Consider the following 19,928-nt stretch of genomic DNA (forward strand, 5'->3'; position numbering starts at 1 on the left):
ATCTATAATATTAATTACCATTACCATCACCCAAAATTAAATCTATTGTAGATTGTTTTGGTAACTTAGTTTTTGGTTCAATTTTGTTTCCTTTATACTTTAATCCTCTTACTACATCTTTACCCAAATCTCGAACCCAAGTAACATCTTTTCCAACTTTAAAACCAATAGATCTTAAATGTGTTGTTGCTTGCCTACGAGTACGTCCATTTAAATCTGGTATTTCAACATCACGATATTTTGAAGGATTCAATGTTAAATATATTTTTCTTCCTTCTTTTACAAAATCACCAGCTTCAGGATTTTGCTCTAACACTGCCTTTTTAGGATAATTAGGATTATAAGTAGCACTGTCAATAACTACGTAATCTAAATTAAGTTCATTTAACTTAGTTTCAACATTTGTTAATGATAACTTAGCTAAATTAGGCACTTCGATTTTTTGATTATGATTAGTAGTAATACCTAACCACCATTGCAATAGGAATATTAAAACAACAACACTCAAAATTGCAATTCCTAATTGCATAAAAAAGCTTTTACTTTTAATAAACTCAAATAAACCTTTAATACGTTCTGAAAATTTACTCATATTGATTTTTTGTAAGATGATACAAATTTACTGTAAAATTTATTACTAATTTAAAATTCAACAACTCTTAAACGAGTTTTTTTGGTAAGTTTGTATAAATAACTCAGATTATTCATGAAAAAAAATATAGCTATTGTTATGGGAGGGTATTCCTCAGAGGTAAATATATCCTTACAAAGCGGTGCAGTTGTTTACAAACATCTTAATAAAGAAAAATACAATACATATAAAGTTCATATCTTATCTAACAAATGGGTAGTTGTTGATGCTGATGAAACTGAATATCCTATAGATAAAAATGACTTTTCATTTACAAAAAACACTACTAAAATTACTTTTGATTGTGTTTTTAATGCAATACATGGAAACCCTGGAGAAAATGGTAGTCTTTTAGCATATTTTGATCTTATAAAAATGAAGCACACCTCTGCTCCTTTCTATCAAATGGCTTTAACATTTAATAAAAGAGATAGCTTAAGTGTTGTGAAACATTACGGTATCCCTACTGCTAAATCAGTATATATTAATCAAGGAGATACGTTTTCTACGAATGATATTATTCAAAAAGTAGGACTTCCTTGCTTTGTAAAACCTAACAATGCAGGTTCTAGTTTTGGTATTTCAAAAGTACATACTATTGAAAAACTTATTCCAGCAATAGAAAAAGCATACAAAGAAGATTCTGAAATTTTAATTGAAAGTTTTTTAGATGGAACTGAAGTTTCTGTAGGAGTTATTCAATATAAAGGAGAAACAACAGTTTTACCAATTACCGAAATAGTTTCTGAAAATGACTTTTTTGACTATGAAGCAAAGTACCTAGGTAAATCAAATGAAATTACGCCAGCTCGATTAACAGAACAGCAAGAAGCCAAAGTAAGAGAAATAGCTAAAAAAGTATATAAAATATTAAATATGAGTGGTTTTTCTAGATCTGAATATATATTGGTAAATGATGAACCTCATTTTTTAGAAATGAATACCGTACCTGGTTTAACAGAGGCTAGTATTTTACCGCAACAGGCTAATGAAGTAGGAATATCGTTAAGTGAGTTATTTGAAAATGCTATTGAAATGGCTATCAAATAATAAATATACGCAATACAGTTTTTAATAAAATATGAATCAAGAATTACAAAATATATGAAGAAAGCTATTTTTCCAGGATCGTTTGACCCTATTACATTAGGCCATGTTGATATTATTGAACGTGGAGTTACCTTATTTGATGAGCTAGTTATTGCTATTGGTATAAATTCAGATAAAAAATACATGTTTTCCTTAGAAGAACGTAAACGTTTTATTGAAGAAACATTTAAACATGAACCAAAAATTAAAGTAGTTACTTATAGCGGATTAACTGTTAACTTTTGTAAAGAAGTTAATGCGCAGTTTATTTTAAGAGGTTTACGTAACCCTGCTGATTTTGAATTTGAAAAAGCTATAGCACATACTAATCGTAAACTTTCTGAAATCGAAACAGTTTTCTTATTAACCTCATCTGGAAAGAGCTACATATCATCGTCAATTGTTCGTGATGTTATAAGAAATGATGGTGATTACACTGGACTAGTACCTGATGCTGTAAAAATTTAAATCATGAAAAAACTATCGCTACTACTACTATTCATATTTTTAAATTCTTGTAAAGAAGCCATAAAATTTGAAAAGAAAAACTTCACAACATTATTTGAAAAATCTAACGGTACTGAAACTCCTGAATACAATGATGTCATTTCTTTTTATAAAAACTTAGCTGATTCCTACAGCGAAATTTCACTATTTGAAATAGGTGAAACAGATTCTGGAAAACCACTACATTTAGCTGTTTTTAATAACGATGGTAAAATCGATTTAAAAAGTTTAAAAAAATCTTCAAAAAATAGAATTTTAATCAACAATGGTATTCATCCAGGTGAATCAGATGGGATTGACGCTTCCATGATGTTATTAAGAGATATTGTTCAAAATGATTCTTTAAAAAAAGCATATAATAACTCTTTAATCTATGTTATACCAATATATAATATTGGTGGGTCTCTTAATAGAAACTCACACACTAGAGCTAATCAAAACGGTCCTAAAGAATACGGTTTTAGAGGTAATGCCAGGAATTTTGATCTAAATAGAGACTTCATAAAACAAGATACTAAAAACGCAGCAGCTTTTGCAACTATTTTCCACTCAGTAAATCCAGATATTTTTATTGATAATCATGTAAGTAACGGTGCCGATTATCAATATGCAATTACCCATTTATTTACACAACACAATAAGTTAGGTGGAAACCTTGGTGTTTTTTTAGAAAAAGAAATGCGTCCGCATATTGAAAAATCTTTGGCTAAAAAACAAATCCCTATTACTCCCTATGTAAATGTATGGGGAAGTACTCCAGAAAAAGGCTGGTCTCAATTTTTCGATTCTCCAAGATATTCAACAGGATATACGACGCTTTTTAACACTCTAGGATTAATGGTAGAAACACACATGTTAAAACCCTATAAAATTCGTGTAGAACAAACCTATGAACTATTACTTTCTACATTAGATTTTTCAGAAAAAGAATCATCGAGAATTAAAACCCTACGAAAAAAAAACCTTGAAGAGTTACTAACTCAGAAAACATATCCAATTACTTTCAAAGTTAACAAAAACAATCCTAGTACTTTAAATTTTAAAGGCTATGAAGGTATTTATATTAATAGTGAAGTAACCAATGGAAAACGCTTGTTTTATGATAAATCTAAACCTTACAATAAAAAAATATCTTATTACAACAACTTTAATACAACAAAAGAAATAACAATCCCAAAAGCCTATATCATACAGCAAGGCTGGCATAAAGTAATTGAAAGGCTTAAAAACAATAAAATAATATTCACACACTTTAAAAATGACACAACCCTAACTGTCGAGACTCAACATATAGCTAATTTCAATACTAGAAAATCAGCTTATGAAGGACATTATTTACACTATAATACTACGGTAAAGAAAACAACTAAAACTATTAAATTCAGAAAAGGTGATATTTACATTTCAACACAACAAAAAGGAATACGATACATTATTGAAACTCTAGAAGCTGAAGCTACTGATTCTTTTTTTAACTGGAATTTTTTTGATACTATTTTACAACAAAAAGAAGGTTTCTCTAGCTATGTTTTTGAAGATATTGCAGTCCAATTTTTGAAAGAAAACCCCGTAGTTAAAAAAGAGTTAGAAGAAAAAATAAAAGTAGATGATGGCTTTGCTAAAAACCCATATGCGCAATTGTATTTTGTCTACAAAAAAACGCCGCATTATGAACAAGCTCATCTAAAACTTCCTATTTATAAATTTTTTTAAACATAATAACCCCCTCAAAAAACTGAGGGGGTTATTTTTAATAATTTCTATATTGTTTAGTTTCTTCGAAAACATGCTCAAGAATTTTTCTTTCTTGATCATCAAATTCTATATGCCTTCTTTTCATTACTACCTCAGCAACTTCAAAAACTTTATTTGTCTTATACTCTGTAAAGCCTGATGCTCCTCCCCAACTATATGATGGTACAAAATTACGAGGAAAACCACTACCAAAAATATTAGCAGACACTCCTATTACTGTGCCTGTGTTAAACATTGTATTGATACCACACTTGGAATGATCTCCCATCATTAGGCCACAAAACTGCAACCCAGTTTTAGCAAATCTACCTGTTTCATAATTCCATAATTTAACCTCAGCATAATTATTTTTTAAATTAGAATTATTAGTATCAGCTCCTAAATTACACCACTCACCTAGTACTGAATTACCTAAATAACCTTCATGACCTTTACTTGTATACCCAAAAAGCACTGAGTTATTTACCTCTCCTCCTACTTTACAATAAGGACCTAATGTAGTAGCTCCATATATTTTTGCTCCCATTTTTAAAACAGAATTTTCACACATTGCTAATCCTCCTCTAATAACACAACCTTCCATTATTTCTGCATTCCTACCTATGTAAATAGGGCCATTAGTTGCATTTAAAGTAGCAAAAGTTACCTTAGCTCCTTCCTCTAAGAAAATATTTTCTTTGTTTATACAATTAACTGTTTCTGGAATTGGCTCAGACTCTCTCCCTTCTGTTATTAAATCGAAATCAGCTTTTATCGCTTTCGCATTTAATGAAAAAATATCCCAAGTATTTTTAATTTGTAATACTTCTCCTTCAAACTCTATAGCTTCATATCTTGAAAAATCAACTTCTTCCTGTGTATCAGTAGTATAAAAAGCTATTACATCTTCATCTTTAAATATTGCTTGATTCGGCTTTAAACCTTTAATATTTTCAATCAATATTTCTGTTGGTAAAAAAGAAGCATTAATTAATACATTTTCTTCCATTTCAACCATTGGGTACTTCTCTTCTAAATACTCTTCAGTAATTGTAGTGGTTGTACCCCCTAAAAAGTTCTCCCATTTCTCTCTAATAGTCAAAATACCAACTCTTAAGTCAGCTACAGGTTTAGTGTATGTAAATGGTAATAAAGCATTTCGTACATCACCATCAAATAAAATATAATTCATTATTCTTATTTTTGAAGATGAACAAACTTACAATAAAAAACCGATTGTAAAAATTACAATCGGTTAGAAAAATAGCCCTTTATTTTCGTTATTTTTTTATAAAATGTTTTACTCCTAATTTATCTTCAGAAATTATTTTTAATAAGTACATTCCTATTGGTAGCTCTTCAATATTAACTTCTTTTTGAAGTAAAGATACATTCTCCGATTTCAATAATTTTCCAGTATAGTCATATACCTGTACCTTAGCTTCTCTTGTTTCTGAAGGTAAATCTATCTTTACAACATTTCCTACCGGATTAGGATACATTTTAAAGTTTAATAATTTTGCATCATCTATACCTAAAGAAGGTGTTGATCCAGATTTACCTGTAAATGTAGCATCTCCACCAGTATTTCCATTTCCATTACCAGATATTGAGGCTGCATAAAAAGTTACTTTTCCTTGATCGCTAGAAGGCGATGTCCATTTCACACTCCATGTACTTTGACTATTACCTGAACTAGTGTGAGTTGCTCTAGAATTACTGTTAACTGCTTTTGTATCTGCACCGCCAGCTGCAAAAGCCCCTATTTTAGAATTATCCGAATCTTTTTCTGCTGTTACTTGAAATCCATTTCTAGTTCCTCCTCCTGAGTTTGTAACAGTTATATTGTATTCTGTATTAAACTCATACCCAGTTACTGGTATATCTGTAGTTACCGACAAGTTTGCAGCTGTTGCTGTACCCGCATGACAAGTAGTACAATTATTATTTGAATCTCCTGGAGAGCTTGAAAAAGCACTATCCCTTCCTCCTGAAAAAGAAATAAACATAAAGCCTAATAAAGGAATTAAAAATAGTGTTAATTTAAAAAAGTAGTCTTTCCTCATAATTATTGGATTTTTAATATTTAGTTTAAGTCGTTAGTAATATACGTTAATTACAATTAATTTATTATCAATCATTAAATTAATACATAAAAACATTATTTATACGACAGTTCCAATACAAAAAACCCTACCTATAGTTTTTATATTTATCTTTACATCATAAAATATATTTATGAAGAAAATACTTGCTTTAATATTAATTATAATAACATTAATTGCTGGATTATACTATGCATTTATATACTTTGTTCCTTATAGTGAAGGTGTACGTTCAGGTGAACTTATAAAAATTAGTTATAAAGGTATTGCAATAAAAACATGGGAAGGCGAAATTAGTCAAGGCATATCTGGAGCACAAATTTTTGCATTTTCTGTAGAAGATAAAAATGAAAAAGTAATTAAAGACTTACAAAAATACCAAGGTCGATATGTAAAAGTACATTACACTGAACGTTTTAGTACTTTTTTTTGGTTAGGAGATACTAAATATTTCATCACAAAGGTAGAAGAAGAACAATCGCCACATTTTAGAGGAGTTACAAATGACACAAAAGAAAAATAATTTTAAAAATGTAGAAGAAACTCGTATTACGATTTCTGAACTTATGCTTCCTTCACACGCTAATTTTAGTGGTAAAATACATGGAGGTTATATTCTAAATTTAATGGATCAAATTGCTTTTGCTTGTGCTTCAAAACATTCAGGTACTTATTGTGTAACTGCTTCTGTTGATACAGTTGATTTTTTAAATCCAATAGAGGTGGGTGAACTGGTAACAATGAAAGCTTCAATTAATTATGTAGGGAAAACCTCAATGGTTGTAGGAATTCGTGTAGAATCTGAAAATATTCAAACAGGGAAAGTTAACCACTGTAATTCTTCTTATTTTACTATGGTTTCTAAAAACGAAGATGGCCAAGGGATTTCTGTTCCTGGGATTATTATTAATGACGATATTGAAATGAGACGTTTTTTAAAGGCAATTAAACGTATTGAAATGAAAAAAAATCGACAAGAAGAATTTGACAGTGATCATTTTACACCCAACAATTATATTAAAGATTTAGAAGCTTATAATGTAAAAATAGATTTATAATCTACCAATACTTATATTGTTATTCTCTCTTCTAACAACTACAAAATTTGGCTACACAAATTCAAAAACATACTTTTGCTTTACTATTAAATAAATAAAAATCATTTTTGAAAAAGCAACCACAAAATTGGAAAGACAAACTTCATGAAGTTATTTATGAAGCTGACACGCGTGGTGGTAAGTTTTTTGATATTATTTTATTAATCGCTATTTTATCTTCTGTGCTTTTTGTGATGTTAGAAAGTGTTGATGATATTCAATTAAAATATGGTAACATCTTAAATGTTGGAGAATGGGTTTTAACCATTCTTTTCTCCATAGAATATATTCTTAGAATAATCTCAATAAAAAAACCATCAAAATACATTTTTAGCTTTTATGGTATTATTGATTTCTTATCAACTATCCCTAAATATCTTTCTATATTTTTTATAGGAACCCATAGTTTAGTTGCTTTAAGAGCACTACGTTTATTACGTATTTTTAGAATTTTAAAACTAGCTCGATTTATTGGAGAGTCTAATAACTTTATAAAAGCATTAAAAGCAAGTAGAGCTAAGATAGCGGTGTTTCTTTTTTTTGTACTTATTTTATGTATGATTCTTGGTACAATTATGTACTTAATAGAAGGAGGTGAAAATGGTTTTACAAGCATTCCTAGAAGTGTTTATTGGGCTGTAGTAACATTAACCACAGTTGGTTATGGAGATATTGCTCCCCACACTCCTTTTGGTCAATTTGTTGCGAGTATCATTATGGTATTAGGTTATGGAATTATTGCTGTGCCTACAGGTATTGTTACTTCTGAAATGACTAAAGTTAGTGATGTAAACCTAAACACTCAATCGTGCCCGAATTGTTCTCATGGAGACCATAATGATGATGCCATATACTGTAATCATTGTGGTAGTAAATTACACAATTAATGACAAATACTCTAATTACTATTGTTGGCGCAACCGCTATAGGTAAAACTGCTTTAAGTATTAAACTAGCACAGCACTTTGGTTGTGATATTATTTCATGCGACTCTCGTCAATTTTATAAAGAAATGAAAATTGGAACTGCAGTTCCTGATGACAATGAACTTGCATCTGCGCCTCATCATTTTATTCAAAACAGAAGCATTTTTGAAGATTATAATGTAGGTCAGTTTGAAAAAGAGGCATTAGCTAAACTAGATACACTTTTTAAGAAAAAACCTATTCAAATAATGGTTGGTGGTAGTGGTTTATACGTAGACGCTGTTTTAAAAGGCTTAGACTATTTTCCTGATGTTGATCCACAAATTAGAATAGATTTAACACAACAATTAGAAGAAAAAGGAATTGAACACCTTCAACAACAATTAGAAAAACTAGATATTGAAGCATTTAACACCATAGCTATAAACAATCCTCACAGATTAACTCGTGCTTTAGAAATTTGTATTGGCACTAACAAAACATATTCTTCTTTTAAAAACAAACCTAAAACACCTCGTAATTTTAAAAGTATTAAAATAGGTTTAACAGCTGATAGAGAAATCATGTACAACCGTATAAACAAACGTGTTGACATTATGATGAATTCTGGGTTACTTGAAGAAGCAAAAAGTTTATATCAACATAAAAATTTAAATGCATTACAAACAGTTGGTTATAGAGAATTATTCTCTTCCTTTAATGGTGATTTCTCTTTAAATTTTGCGATAGAAGAGATTAAAAAAAACACACGAAGATTTGCTAAACGCCAAGGCACTTGGTTTAGAAAAGATTCAGATATCAACTGGTTTGATTTCAAAGAAAATCATTTAACAATCATAAATAAAATTGATTCTTTTTTATAAAAAAAGCATCTTGTTTTTTTCTACATCTCATATTAATTATTATTTTGGCGCTTTAATTCCTTATTAAGTTACGCTTGTTCTCAAATTTGTATTTCTAAAGGAATTCGGCTATATATTTTATTTTTTTACCAATAATTTTACGTATTCAAACTTAAAATAAAACTATATATATGCCATCTACAATTCCATATGACCCTTCCTTAGTTTTAGGAAATATTGTTTCTAAACAAAAATTAGAAAACATTGTTCAAATTTCAAAATTACAAACTCCTGCTGATGCTGCTGAAAGCGAAATGAATTCACTTATAGCGTTAAAGAGAAGTATTGACATGACCATCCAAGAAATGATTGGTATGGGAATAGATGCTGATGAAGTTATTCAAGAATCTCAACAAGTAGGAGATCAAATAAAAACAGCAGTGGTTGCATATGCTAAAGCTAAAATTGCATCAGAGAAAAAAATACAGCCTTTAAAGTCTAAAATGAATGCTGTTAACGAAAGTGTTGAAAGTCCAATTGACTACAATAAAAGTCAGTTAAAAAAATTAGCTATTTCTTCTGACTCTTTACAAATGAACTGTCAATATTTTTCATTTGATCAAAACACTCAGAGCTCAGCTAGTCATGCAGCAACAGTTTCTGCTTTTGTTAGCGAATCGTTAAGTATTTTTGGAGAAGGAAGATCTTCTCAAGCTTCAGCTTCTGCTCAAACACAAATGAATAGTCAACACTCACGCCATAGTATTGCTGGTACATTAGTAGTAACTATTACTTGTACACATAAAAATGCTCAAGTATTTGCACCTTATATACTTGATGTTGATAAAGCTGTTAGAGTGTGGAACAGTATGAACCCAGACAATATGATTAAGACTAACAACCCTGGTTCAATTGCAGCTATAGAAGCTAAATCTGACACTAAAGAAGATGGCTCTTTCAATATTTTGTCAGGAGCAACTTATGGATCATCTTTTGTTGGTATGGTACATGTGTTAAATACTACTGAATCTCAATCTAGTCAAAGTATGGAATCAATTGCTGCTTCTATGCAAGAAACATTTGATATTGGTGGATGGTTTGCCTCAGGTACTGGTGGTTTTGGAGTAAGCTCTTCATTTTCTAATAGTGCAAAAAATTTATTAAGCACACAAAACGTTACTTCACATGCTACCCTTATAACTATGGGAATAATACCTTCTATTAAATCAAATCAAGTAGCAATGGCTGTTAAAAGCTTTACTGATTTTGATCCTCAAAAATCTATGGAAGAGTTAGCTACTTTACAAGGAGCTACTGCTAGTGAAAATAACACTATAGGTGAAGCTGCAACTGCTGCTAGAACTGGCGAACAAATGATTCAACTTAAAAATGCCACTATTGCAGCAACTCTAAGTGGTGTATCAGATATTGATGATGGACAAAATCAAATTATCGATACTAACTCTATGATGACTGCACTAGAAGATTATGTAAATAAATGTATTGAAGGTGGTGACAACCTTGGTGTACCTGTAAACTATTACTTAAAACCAATAAGTCAATCTGAAATAGCAAGAGCTTGGTTAGCAAAATACTATCCAAACAAATACAATCAGGCTGGTGCCGCTGATGATAGTACTATTAGTACTTCTAGTACATCAAGTACTTCAGACAATTCTGGAGCTTCTGATGAATAGTTTAATTAATAGCTTTCCATGGTTACGTTTTAAAACTAAAAATGGAATAATAAACTATTAAATAGAACTTTATATATTTTAAGTAAGTAGCGTTAAATATAACGCTACTTACTATTTTAATTTAAAAACACTCCTAGAAAGTCCTTTATTTAAATGAAAACTTTTAATGATTTTGAAAAGAAAATTATACAAGAAATTAGTAAGTCTCCTATTAATGAGATTACTGATGTAAAAAACATCTTGGAAAAAATCTTCTTTAACAAATCTGAAGGTAAAGCAATTATTATACAACTAAATGAACAATACGCAATGTATTTTTTATCAGTTGAAATTTTTGATGATGTTGACAAAAGAAAAACTGCCATTCAAGAATTTAGTCAGTTTGTTACTGTATTAAATTATTTAGATTCACATGGATATATTTCTATATTCAGAAATAATCATTATGTAAGAGAACGAGTAAGCTTTATAAGTGATGAGTTTATTAACCCTAGAATTGAAAACAAAAAATTAGTTTTAAATAATGAAGGTTTACATAGTATAAAACCTGAAGAAATTAAAAATAAAAACGGTGTAGTACTTTATAAAGGAATTGAATTTAATGATAGTTTTTTCATTATTAAAAACATGATTGGAAAACTATTAATATCCGATCGTATTTTTGAGCTTATAAAATCTTTTGAACCTCAAACAGAAGAAATCATTAAACCAAAAACAAACTTTTTTCATAAGTTTCATTTACTAAGCCTTATACCCGCTTTTTTGCTATTATGTTTAACAGGCTTATTTTTTACTCATCATCACAAAAAAACACAACAATTACTACAAAAGTACGATTCCATAATCCCACATAAAAAATCAATAGTAACTACTCCAACTAAAGTTGCTATTAAAAAATACGGAATAGACATTTCAAGATGGAATGGAAATGTTTTAAACCATACCCTTCCTGATAGTCTTTCATTTGTTATATGCAAAGCTACAGAAGGTTTAACTTTAACTGACCCTATGTTTCGATTAAATTGGTTACGAATACAAAAAATGAATTTAAAAAGAGGGGCTTACCATTTTTTCATCATTGAAGATTCACCTGTAAAACAAGCTGAGTATTTTTGGAGTAGGATTAAAGATAGAAATATTAACGATTTCCCTCCAATAGTAGATATTGAAAGTGGGAGTACCAACTCTATTCCTAATGCAAGCACTATTCAAAAAAATTTACTAGCTTTTATTACCCATCTTGAAAATTTATCAGGAGTTCGCCCTATAATATATTCAAGCTATTATTATGCCAATGAATACTTAACTAATAAACTCTTTAGCAGATATCCTCTATGGGTAGCTGATTATGATTCTAAAATACAACCCAAAGTACCAAATGTATGGAAAGACAAAGGCTGGTTACTTTGGCAAAAAACCTCTTCTTTTAAAGTTAACTCAATTTTAACCGACTTAAACGTACTTAATCAAAAGAAAAATTAATGATTTTTAAAATCATTAGATGGATCAAAAAAAATTAAACTTAATTGCAAAATATTCCAAACACATAATGGACATAGCTCTAAAAAATGTGTTTATTCTCGTTAATACTTAATAAAAATACATAAATATTGAAAATGTCATGCAAATGCCGTAATAAAACCGTTATCAAATCAACGATTTATAACTAATTTTACATCAAAATTAAACTAGTATTAATCCATGACAAAAATTGGAAAAAGAATAAAAGAAACAAGAATAAAAAAAGGATTATCTCAAGAGACTTTAGCTGAATATGCTAAAATAAACCTAAGAACAGTACAACGAATTGAAAATAATGAAACTACACCAAGAGATAAAACTCTTAAATTAATTTTAAATGCATTAGATATTGAAATTATTAAACAAGAAAAAAATGTTTTTAATAAAGACTTAATTATCTTTTCATTTCTAACATTAACAATAATTATTGGGTCAATCCTAGGCTGGTATGAATTTATATCAAATTATGGAATAAATTATAAAACTAAAGGTCCGCAAATAATTACTGTTAATGGATGGCGTGGACACTTATCTATAAATAAATTTAATTTTAAATTTTATAACTGGTTGGTTAGTATTAGTGCTTTATCTATTGGATTAATATTAATAAGTGATTCATTGGGGATTATTAAAAAAAAGAAGAGATACATCTTAAGTCAATTGACATTCATTTTTTATTACTTATTTATCTTAATTGTTTTAACTGAAGAATTCTCTAAAAATTCTAAATATTTTGTTTTTAAGCCTGGATTATTCATTGTTATAATTAGTACTATTCTATTAACTATTCATTATTTAAAAAAGGTAGATAATTAAAATCTACTACTAACTTCATACCTACTAAACATTTTATTTTTTTTAAGTAAAAAAACAACTCCAAACTTTTAACTAATTTTTAAACTACTAAATCACTCTCTTTTATATATTTGCTGAAAACGAGAAAACATGAAATTAAAAATCACTTTTTTTATAACTATTTTTTTTATCGGGTTAGCTAGTGCTCAAACTAAAGTAGGTACTGTTAACAGCGATTTAATTATTGGTAAAATGCCTCAAATGAAAAGTGTTATAAAAAGACTTGAGAATTACAGTAAAGAATTAGACTCTTCTTTTCAAATAAAAGCTAAAACCTATCAATCAAAAATAGAAGCTTTTAAAAAAGTAGAAAAAACCATTACTGATAATGACAGAAAGACAAAAATTCAAGAATTAGCAGCTATAGAACAAGATATGGCAAAGTTCCGTAAAAACGGTAGTACTATGATGCAACTTCGCCGTGATGAATATATGCGCCCACTATATAGAAAGTTAAATGAGATTGTTAAAGAAGTAGCTAAAGCTAATGGTTATAGTCAAGTTTTAACCACTAATGGAAATGAATTTGCTTATATTGATGATCGTTATGACATTACTAAATTAGTATTAAGTAAATTAGGCATTAAAGAATAATTTTATGCATCAAAAATCGAAAGATTTGCAATTACAATACGAAGGATTTATACAAACACCTTTTCTATGGCATGGAAAAGGTGTTTTTGATTTGATGCAGTTTGAAAGTAATACTTCTAACACAAGTTCTTTTTCTGCTACCATTGAAAAGAAACTTAGGCTCGGTAAATTAGTAGAACGGTTTGTTTCTTTCGAGTTAAAACAGAAAGACTCAATTCAAATACTTGCAGAAAATATTCAAATACAACGAGAAAAAATTACCCTTGGAGAATTAGATTGTTTACTTACTCAAAATAACACTCCTATTCATTTAGAAGTAATATATAAATTCTATTTATATGACTCTTCTCAAGGATCGAGTGACATTTACCATTGGATTGGCCCTAACAGAAACGATTCTTTACATCAAAAACTAACAAAACTCAAAGAAAAACAACTACCTCTACTCTACTCTGAAGAGTGTAAAAAATATTTAGCTCAATTAAGTCTACCTATCAATCAAATTAAACAGCAAATTTATTTTAAAGCGCAACTATTTGTTCCTATTAAAGACATAAAGAAAGAATATTTACTAATAAACAATCAGTGTATTAAAGGTTTTTATTGTTCTACAAAAGAACTAACTCAATTTTCAGATTGTAAATTTTTTATTCCCAAAAAACACGATTGGCTTATTATACCTCATACGAATGTTAATTGGCATACATACTCGTCATTTTTACAAGAACTAACAATATTTATGTCAGAACAAAACTCACCTCTTTGTTGGTTAAAAAAAAGTAATGGTGAATTAATTAAATTTTTTGTGGTTTGGTGGTAACTTTAAGTTTTGCTATTCTTTTCCTTGAAGTAATAAAGTAAACTCCAGTTAGTAATATAATAGAAGCAACTATTGATTGTGTTGTTAATTCTTCATCTAGAAAATACCATCCTAAAAACAATGCTATAACTGGATTCACGTATGCTGATGTTGCTACTTTTTCTGTAGAAACAGATTTTAATAAATAATTAAATGCCGTAAATGCTACAATACCTCCAAATATAATAAGCAGCACCATTGATATTTGAGTTTTAAAGGTCCAGTTGGTAGGCGGATTCCAAGTTTCACCAAATACTAAACTAGCTACAAATAATAAAAAACCAGCTATCAACATTTGATATCCAGTGCTTACAAAAAAGTTTTTAGGTAAATCTGCTTTAGAAACAAAAACACTACCATAACTCCAACTAAGTACACAGCTAAAAATCATAAAAATCCCCAAAATACTTCCTTCTGTATTTGAAACCTCTTGTTGACTTACCAATAGATACATACCTAAAACCCCTAAACCAACCCCTATAATTGATTTTCTTTGCATTTTTTTACCATCAATTAAGCGCATTAAAAACAACACAAATAACGGCTGTGTTGAAGCCAATAAAGCAGCAAAACCACTATCTACATATCTTAACGCCCAAACAAAAACACCGTTTCCATACACTAAAAAAAGAAAACCAGCTATAGTTGAGTTTAGAAATTGGCTTCTTGTTATTTTCAATGGTTTTTTCATAGCTTTCGCTATAATCATAATTAATATACCTGCTGAAGTAAAACGCATAGAACCTAATAAAAAAGGCGGTATTTCAGCTACAGCAATTTTATTAAACAAATAAGTAGATCCCCAAATTACATAAATTGAGAAAAACGCTAGTATTATTAATAATGTTGATTTTTTCATGAAGTTATTGTTACGTAGATAAATGTACTGCTTTATTTACTTTAATCCTTAGATTTTTTTTATTCACTTATTAAAATTAATCATTCATCTACACTTTTGGTTCCTTTAACTAAAAAGCAATTCTTTTAGTACATATTTATAATATCTTTAAACTATAATTTAAAATTTAATTTTCATTTTTAGTAAATAAATTAGTAGTTAGTTTGAAAAAAAAAGAGGTAATCCGGGGGGACTGCCTCTTTTTAATTTTAACTTTTACAAGCTAATCATATAGCGATTTATTATAAGGTAAATATCTTCGCTTCTTTATTCATTTTGTGAATTTATTTTAATATATTCTATATCTCTTGTGTTTTTTTGTACTGATATAGCAGCAAAAAGACTTAAAGTAAAAGACATACCATAGAATCCTTTCTCACTCAACAATAACTCAGCGTTCCAAAGTCCAATCACCAATAAAACAATAGAAGTAATAGTTGTAAACCAACTCATCCCATAATATATCTCAGTCACTTTAACCCCTTCTAACTTATCTCTTACAGATTTTTGTACAGAAATAACAGAGAAAAGAGCAAACAATAATACTGTAAAATAATACCCCTTTTCATTCAACTTCATATCAGCATTCCATAACCCAATACAATAAGCAGAAATACCTATTAATAATACTGACCAAGAAGCACCGATAAAAGCTGATGTTGGCTTTTGATTAAATACCTCATTTATTTTCTCTTTCTTTCTTTTTGTTTTGTTTTTATCTTCAAAACCTTCTACTTGATTGTTCATGTTTTTTATTTTTAAATATGCTACAAAAATGATAATTGATCTAATTATAAAAAAAACATAATTACACAAAAACTAATGATATATTCTACATAAAAATTACAATTAACCTTATATTTACAGAGAAAAGTAAAAATTAAACCAACTATATAATGTCTAACATCGAAATAATAATTTCTTCTTTCTCTACCGATGAACAGCAAAAATTTATTATTTTTTTAGAAAAAAAGAACAAGAGAAAAGACACTAAGAATGTTGATTTGTTTAAACTCATCTTAAAAGGTGAAACTTCTACAAAGATTATTTGTGAAACATTATATGGTGGCTTAAAAAAAGATGCTTATTATACACTTAAACAAAGATTATACAACTCTTTAATTGATTTTATTGCCGCCAATAAATTACAAGGTGAGAATTCAACTGACATACAATTAGTAAAATATATTTTAGTAGCTAGAGATTTCTTTATGCATAAAAATTATAAAGCAGCATATAAAATACTAGATAAAGCAGAACTAGTAGCAAGAGAGTTTCAACTTTTTACAATTTTAACTGAAATATATCACACTAAAATACAATACGCATACACAATTCCAACCATTAACATTAATGAAATAATTGATTCCTTTAAAGAGAACCAGAAAAATCAGCTTCTTCAAGAAGAGTTAAATATAGTATATGCTAAAATTAGACAAAATTTAAAAAAAGTTAATCAGAAAAATGGAAACCTTCTAGACTTTCAAACAATAACTAGTTCTATTTTTAAAGAGCATAATATTAGTATTAACGACTCAATGTCATTTAAATCATTATATCAACTAATAACTATAGTTAGCATTTCTGCTTTTGCTACTAAAGATTTTATATCAGTAGAATCATTTTTAATAAGTACTTATAAAAAACTAGAAAACAAAAAAGAAAATAATAAACAACTATTTTATCATATCAGAATACTTTACCTAATAGCAAATACTTTATTTAGAAATAAAAATTTTGAAAAATCTATTTATTATTTAAATCTCATGCATACTTATATGCTATTAAACAAAAAAAAGTACTACAACAATTTTAAGTTTAACTATTTACTTCTTTTTGCTTTAAACAAGAATTACACTAATAATCAAAGTGAAGCCATACAAATCTTAGAGAATGTCATCACCAAAAAAAATATCGAAACTAAAACTGCCTTAGATGTTCATCTAAGTCTGATCATGTTTTATTTTCAAAACAATCAACTAAAAAAAGCAAGTCAATTATTTTCAAAATTCTACCACTCTGATAAATGGTATATTGATAAAAATGGAATTGAATGGACAATAAAGAAAAACCTAATCGAAATCTTATTACACCTAGAATTAAGAAACATTGATGTATTTGAATCAAGACTATTAAGTTTCAAAAGAAAACATTATACTTATTTAAAAAACATACAACAGTTTAGAGTTATCAATTTTTTAAAACTTGTAGAAGTTTATTATAAAAACCCCCAAATTATTACTACAAAAGATTTTTTTAATAAAGTTGAAAGTTCATTTGAGTTTATTGGAGCTAAACAAGAAGATATTTTTGTTATGAGCTTCTATGCTTGGCTAAAAAGTAAAATGAACCAACAACCTATATTTATTAGTACTCTAAATTTAATTGAACAAATTAAACTAGAATAGTTGATTATAATAATGTTTCTAAATAATGCTTTTCAATAGCATAGGTATTTTTTAAACTTGATATTTTAGATTCTATCTTAGAACTATCAATCTTTTTAGATGATTTACTCCCTACTAACATTACATTTTTACGTGTATGTTCATTGCTTATAAATTCAAATACTTTAGTATTATAATTATTTTTCTCTAAAATTAACGCACGAATTGTGTCAGTTACCATTTCAAATTGACGCTCTTTAAATATTCCATATTTTAAAAGTGGACTTTCTTGTTCTTTACCTTTAACTTGTTGGCGAATTTGTTTATGACAACACGGTGCGCATATAATTAATTCAGCCTTTGCTGACAACCCTTTATAAATAGCATCATCAGTTGCTGTATCACAAGCATGTAACGCTATTAAAATATCAATTTTATTATTGTCATACTCCTGAATTGGTTGTGCTACAAATGATAAATTTTTAAATTCACTCTTCCTTGCTACATCATTACAATAATTAACTAATTCATTACGTAACTCTATTCCTGTAACAGTAGCATTAAACTTTTTCTGATTCACTAAATAATCATACAAAGCAAATGTTAAATACCCTTTACCTGAACCCATATCAACAATATTAATATGCTTTGGTAATTTAGTTGACTTTAAAAGTCCTTCAATAATTTCTAAATATTTATTTATCTGACGATACTTGTCTGCCATTTTATGAATGACCTTCCCTTCTTTATCAGTTATACCTAAATACTGTAAATACTTACCTGCCTCTGCTAGACGCTCTTTCGGTTTATCGTGAGTATCTGGTAACTTATTTTTAAAACTTGGGGCATTAAGTTTATATGAAACTTTTTTCTTTTTAGAAATAAAAACTAATAAATCATTTTTTAAAGTAAATAACGTTGCAGCTCTAAAATTATCTAATAATAAAATTTCTAATTCAGACAAAGCTTCAGTTATTGTATAGTTTTTCACTTTATCATTTGTAGTATAATGATATGTGAATTGTAAAACTTCTGCACCTTTTATTTTTACTAATCTTATATATACATTTGGTAACCCATCACTCTTCTTTATTGGTTTACTTAAAGTCATTTTTACAAAATTAGCATTTAAAATGCTTTGACTTAAAGTATCTCTTAATTGTTGAAATTCATTCATGATGCAAAAATAGTTAATATGTTTCTAATTAAACACCAGACAAGGACACTAAAAATAAGGTTATATTTACTTACTAAATAAAAAGAAAATCATGAACGATATTGGCTGTGTTATTTATACCGAAACAAAATCTGGTATTAAAGCTGAATGGATTTTTTCTGAGAATAAAAATATCAATAAAGGATTTGGTATTGGTACACGAATAACCAAACTAAACACCTTAAATAGGTTTGAAGGTACTTTTGAAATTGAATATACAGATATAAACGGAGTCAAATCACCAAAATTAGAGTTAGTTATTTCTTTTCAAGCTGGGTACTATTATTTAACATGGATAAATAATAATACTACAACTGATATTGGGATAGGTTTACTAAATGATGGTAAATTAAGTGTTGGCTACCGCCAATGGGGAAAAAGTTTAAAATAATAAAGTATAAATACACTTTATGAATACTGAATTAAATTCAATCTTGAATAAAGCTAGCATTAAATTAATTGAAAATCAAAAAGAATTAATAATCAAATCTGTATTTAAAGTTTCAAATAAATCTAATATTGGTGTTCTTTTAATTTTTTTGGGGGGCATATTTATAATATATGTTTCAATTTTTAAATCTACAGACTGGTTTTCAATAATATTAGGAGGTTTATTAGGAGGAATAATGTTTATTATTTCTCTATTAACTCTTATTGATCAAACTTCTAATTATATTAAAATTACAAAAGAAGAAATTAAATTTAACCATAAATTAAAAACTCAATGTTTTACTTTAAATTCTAACATAAAAATAAAAATGACTCAATATCGTGAGTACACTAAATCAAAAACAAACACTTACTACCAAAATATAACTTTATATTTAATAAACTCAAAATCTAAAATTGAAATATTCAGTTTTTTAATTGAGGGAAAAGATGGAAAGGAAGCAAAGAAACTAGGTAGGATAATTGTTCAGAAATTAAATAATAGAATGACAAGCTTAAAAAAAGCATAAAAATATTTACG

General features: G+C 28.1%; 21 protein-coding genes. 15 read left to right on the forward strand and 6 right to left on the reverse strand.

The features are described from left to right. Positions 1-10: 10 nt before the first annotated feature. Entirely contained in the window at positions 11-592 is a 582-nt protein-coding gene (locus DS884_RS04575; protein WP_093870831.1) for a PASTA domain-containing protein, read from the reverse strand. A 114-nt stretch (positions 593-706) separates the two neighbouring features. Between DS884_RS04575 and DS884_RS04580 the strand changes: the two genes are divergently transcribed. Genes DS884_RS04580 through DS884_RS04590 form a run of 3 tightly spaced genes read left to right on the forward strand, consistent with a single transcriptional unit; the run spans position 707 to position 3,940 of the window. Continuing rightward, positions 707-1,681, forward strand: coding sequence for a D-alanine--D-alanine ligase (locus DS884_RS04580; RefSeq protein ID WP_113785949.1), 975 nt, complete (start codon positions 707-709; stop codon positions 1,679-1,681). Positions 1,682-1,735: 54 nt separating this feature from the next. Further along, positions 1,736-2,188, forward strand: coding sequence for a pantetheine-phosphate adenylyltransferase (gene coaD / locus DS884_RS04585; protein WP_093870829.1), 453 nt, complete (start codon positions 1,736-1,738; stop codon positions 2,186-2,188). 3 nt (positions 2,189-2,191) lie between these two features. Beyond that, complete coding sequence (locus tag DS884_RS04590) at positions 2,192-3,940, forward strand: M14 family metallopeptidase (RefSeq protein WP_113785950.1); 1,749 nt, start codon at positions 2,192-2,194, stop codon at positions 3,938-3,940. Positions 3,941-3,977: 37 nt separating this feature from the next. Here DS884_RS04590 and DS884_RS04595 read toward each other — a convergent pair whose 3' ends face one another. Together DS884_RS04595 and DS884_RS04600 are read right to left on the reverse strand one after the other, a co-directional pair. After that, positions 3,978-5,153 (reverse strand): GlmU family protein, encoded by a 1,176-nt coding sequence (locus DS884_RS04595; RefSeq protein ID WP_113785951.1) that lies wholly within the window; start codon positions 5,151-5,153, stop codon positions 3,978-3,980. A gap of 88 nt (positions 5,154-5,241) precedes the next feature. Then, a complete protein-coding gene (locus tag DS884_RS04600) occupies positions 5,242-6,027 on the reverse strand; it encodes a choice-of-anchor V domain-containing protein (protein ID WP_113785952.1) in 786 nt (261 codons plus the stop codon). A gap of 172 nt (positions 6,028-6,199) precedes the next feature. Between DS884_RS04600 and DS884_RS04605 the strand changes: the two genes are divergently transcribed. From DS884_RS04605 to DS884_RS04645, 9 genes are all read left to right on the forward strand, one after another. After that, the gene (locus tag DS884_RS04605) at positions 6,200-6,589 is read left to right on the forward strand and encodes a 6-phosphogluconate dehydrogenase (protein WP_113785953.1); all 390 of its coding nucleotides are present in this window, start codon (positions 6,200-6,202) and stop codon (positions 6,587-6,589) included. Further along, positions 6,570-7,124 (forward strand): acyl-CoA thioesterase, encoded by a 555-nt coding sequence (locus tag DS884_RS04610; protein ID WP_093870824.1) that lies wholly within the window; start codon positions 6,570-6,572, stop codon positions 7,122-7,124. Before DS884_RS04605 ends, DS884_RS04610 begins: the two co-directional genes overlap by 20 nt. A 107-nt stretch (positions 7,125-7,231) precedes the next feature. Further along, complete coding sequence (locus tag DS884_RS04615) at positions 7,232-8,050, forward strand: ion transporter (protein ID WP_113785954.1); 819 nt, start codon at positions 7,232-7,234, stop codon at positions 8,048-8,050. After that, the gene (miaA, locus tag DS884_RS04620; RefSeq protein WP_113785955.1) at positions 8,050-8,952 is read left to right on the forward strand and encodes a tRNA (adenosine(37)-N6)-dimethylallyltransferase MiaA; all 903 of its coding nucleotides are present in this window, start codon (positions 8,050-8,052) and stop codon (positions 8,950-8,952) included. The genes DS884_RS04615 and miaA overlap by 1 nt, the downstream gene beginning before the upstream one ends. A gap of 170 nt (positions 8,953-9,122) precedes the next feature. Next, a complete protein-coding gene (locus DS884_RS04625) occupies positions 9,123-10,628 on the forward strand; it encodes a hypothetical protein (protein ID WP_113785956.1) in 1,506 nt (501 codons plus the stop codon). A gap of 153 nt (positions 10,629-10,781) precedes the next feature. After that, on the forward strand, positions 10,782-12,110 hold the full coding sequence (locus tag DS884_RS04630) for a glycoside hydrolase family 25 protein (RefSeq protein WP_113785957.1): 1,329 nt from the start codon (positions 10,782-10,784) through the stop codon (positions 12,108-12,110). A gap of 219 nt (positions 12,111-12,329) precedes the next feature. Then, on the forward strand, positions 12,330-12,965 hold the full coding sequence (locus DS884_RS04635; RefSeq protein WP_113785958.1) for a helix-turn-helix domain-containing protein: 636 nt from the start codon (positions 12,330-12,332) through the stop codon (positions 12,963-12,965). 129 nt (positions 12,966-13,094) lie between these two features. Then, positions 13,095-13,598, forward strand: coding sequence for an OmpH family outer membrane protein (locus DS884_RS04640; RefSeq protein WP_113785959.1), 504 nt, complete (start codon positions 13,095-13,097; stop codon positions 13,596-13,598). Between the two features lie 4 nt (positions 13,599-13,602). Then, positions 13,603-14,418, forward strand: a complete 816-nt coding sequence (locus tag DS884_RS04645) for a DUF1853 family protein (protein WP_113785960.1) — start codon at positions 13,603-13,605, stop codon at positions 14,416-14,418. On the opposite strand, the gene DS884_RS04650 is transcribed toward DS884_RS04645, so the two are convergent. Beyond that, positions 14,393-15,316, reverse strand: coding sequence for an EamA family transporter (locus DS884_RS04650; protein ID WP_093870816.1), 924 nt, complete (start codon positions 15,314-15,316; stop codon positions 14,393-14,395). The genes DS884_RS04645 and DS884_RS04650 overlap by 26 nt on opposite strands. 306 nt (positions 15,317-15,622) lie before the next feature. Next, positions 15,623-16,102, reverse strand: coding sequence for an inner membrane protein YiaA (gene yiaA / locus DS884_RS04655; protein ID WP_093870815.1), 480 nt, complete (start codon positions 16,100-16,102; stop codon positions 15,623-15,625). A 149-nt stretch (positions 16,103-16,251) separates the two neighbouring features. Between yiaA and DS884_RS04660 the strand changes: the two genes are divergently transcribed. Continuing rightward, positions 16,252-17,763 (forward strand): hypothetical protein, encoded by a 1,512-nt coding sequence (locus DS884_RS04660; RefSeq protein ID WP_113785961.1) that lies wholly within the window; start codon positions 16,252-16,254, stop codon positions 17,761-17,763. Between the two features lie 4 nt (positions 17,764-17,767). On the opposite strand, the gene DS884_RS04665 is transcribed toward DS884_RS04660, so the two are convergent. After that, complete coding sequence (locus DS884_RS04665; protein WP_113785962.1) at positions 17,768-18,919, reverse strand: class I SAM-dependent methyltransferase; 1,152 nt, start codon at positions 18,917-18,919, stop codon at positions 17,768-17,770. 91 nt (positions 18,920-19,010) lie between these two features. On the opposite strand from DS884_RS04665, the gene DS884_RS04670 reads away from it, so the two are divergent. Together DS884_RS04670 and DS884_RS04675 are read left to right on the forward strand one after the other, a co-directional pair. Continuing rightward, positions 19,011-19,349 (forward strand): hypothetical protein, encoded by a 339-nt coding sequence (locus DS884_RS04670; protein WP_113785963.1) that lies wholly within the window; start codon positions 19,011-19,013, stop codon positions 19,347-19,349. A gap of 19 nt (positions 19,350-19,368) precedes the next feature. Further along, positions 19,369-19,917: a hypothetical protein gene (locus DS884_RS04675; protein ID WP_093870811.1), complete on the forward strand. Its 549-nt coding sequence runs from the start codon at positions 19,369-19,371 to the stop codon at positions 19,915-19,917. The last annotated feature ends 11 nt before the right edge of the window (positions 19,918-19,928 follow it).

Source organism: Tenacibaculum sp. E3R01 (assembly GCF_003318185.1).
GTDB classification, from domain to species: Bacteria; Bacteroidota; Bacteroidia; order Flavobacteriales; family Flavobacteriaceae; genus Polaribacter; species Polaribacter halocynthiae.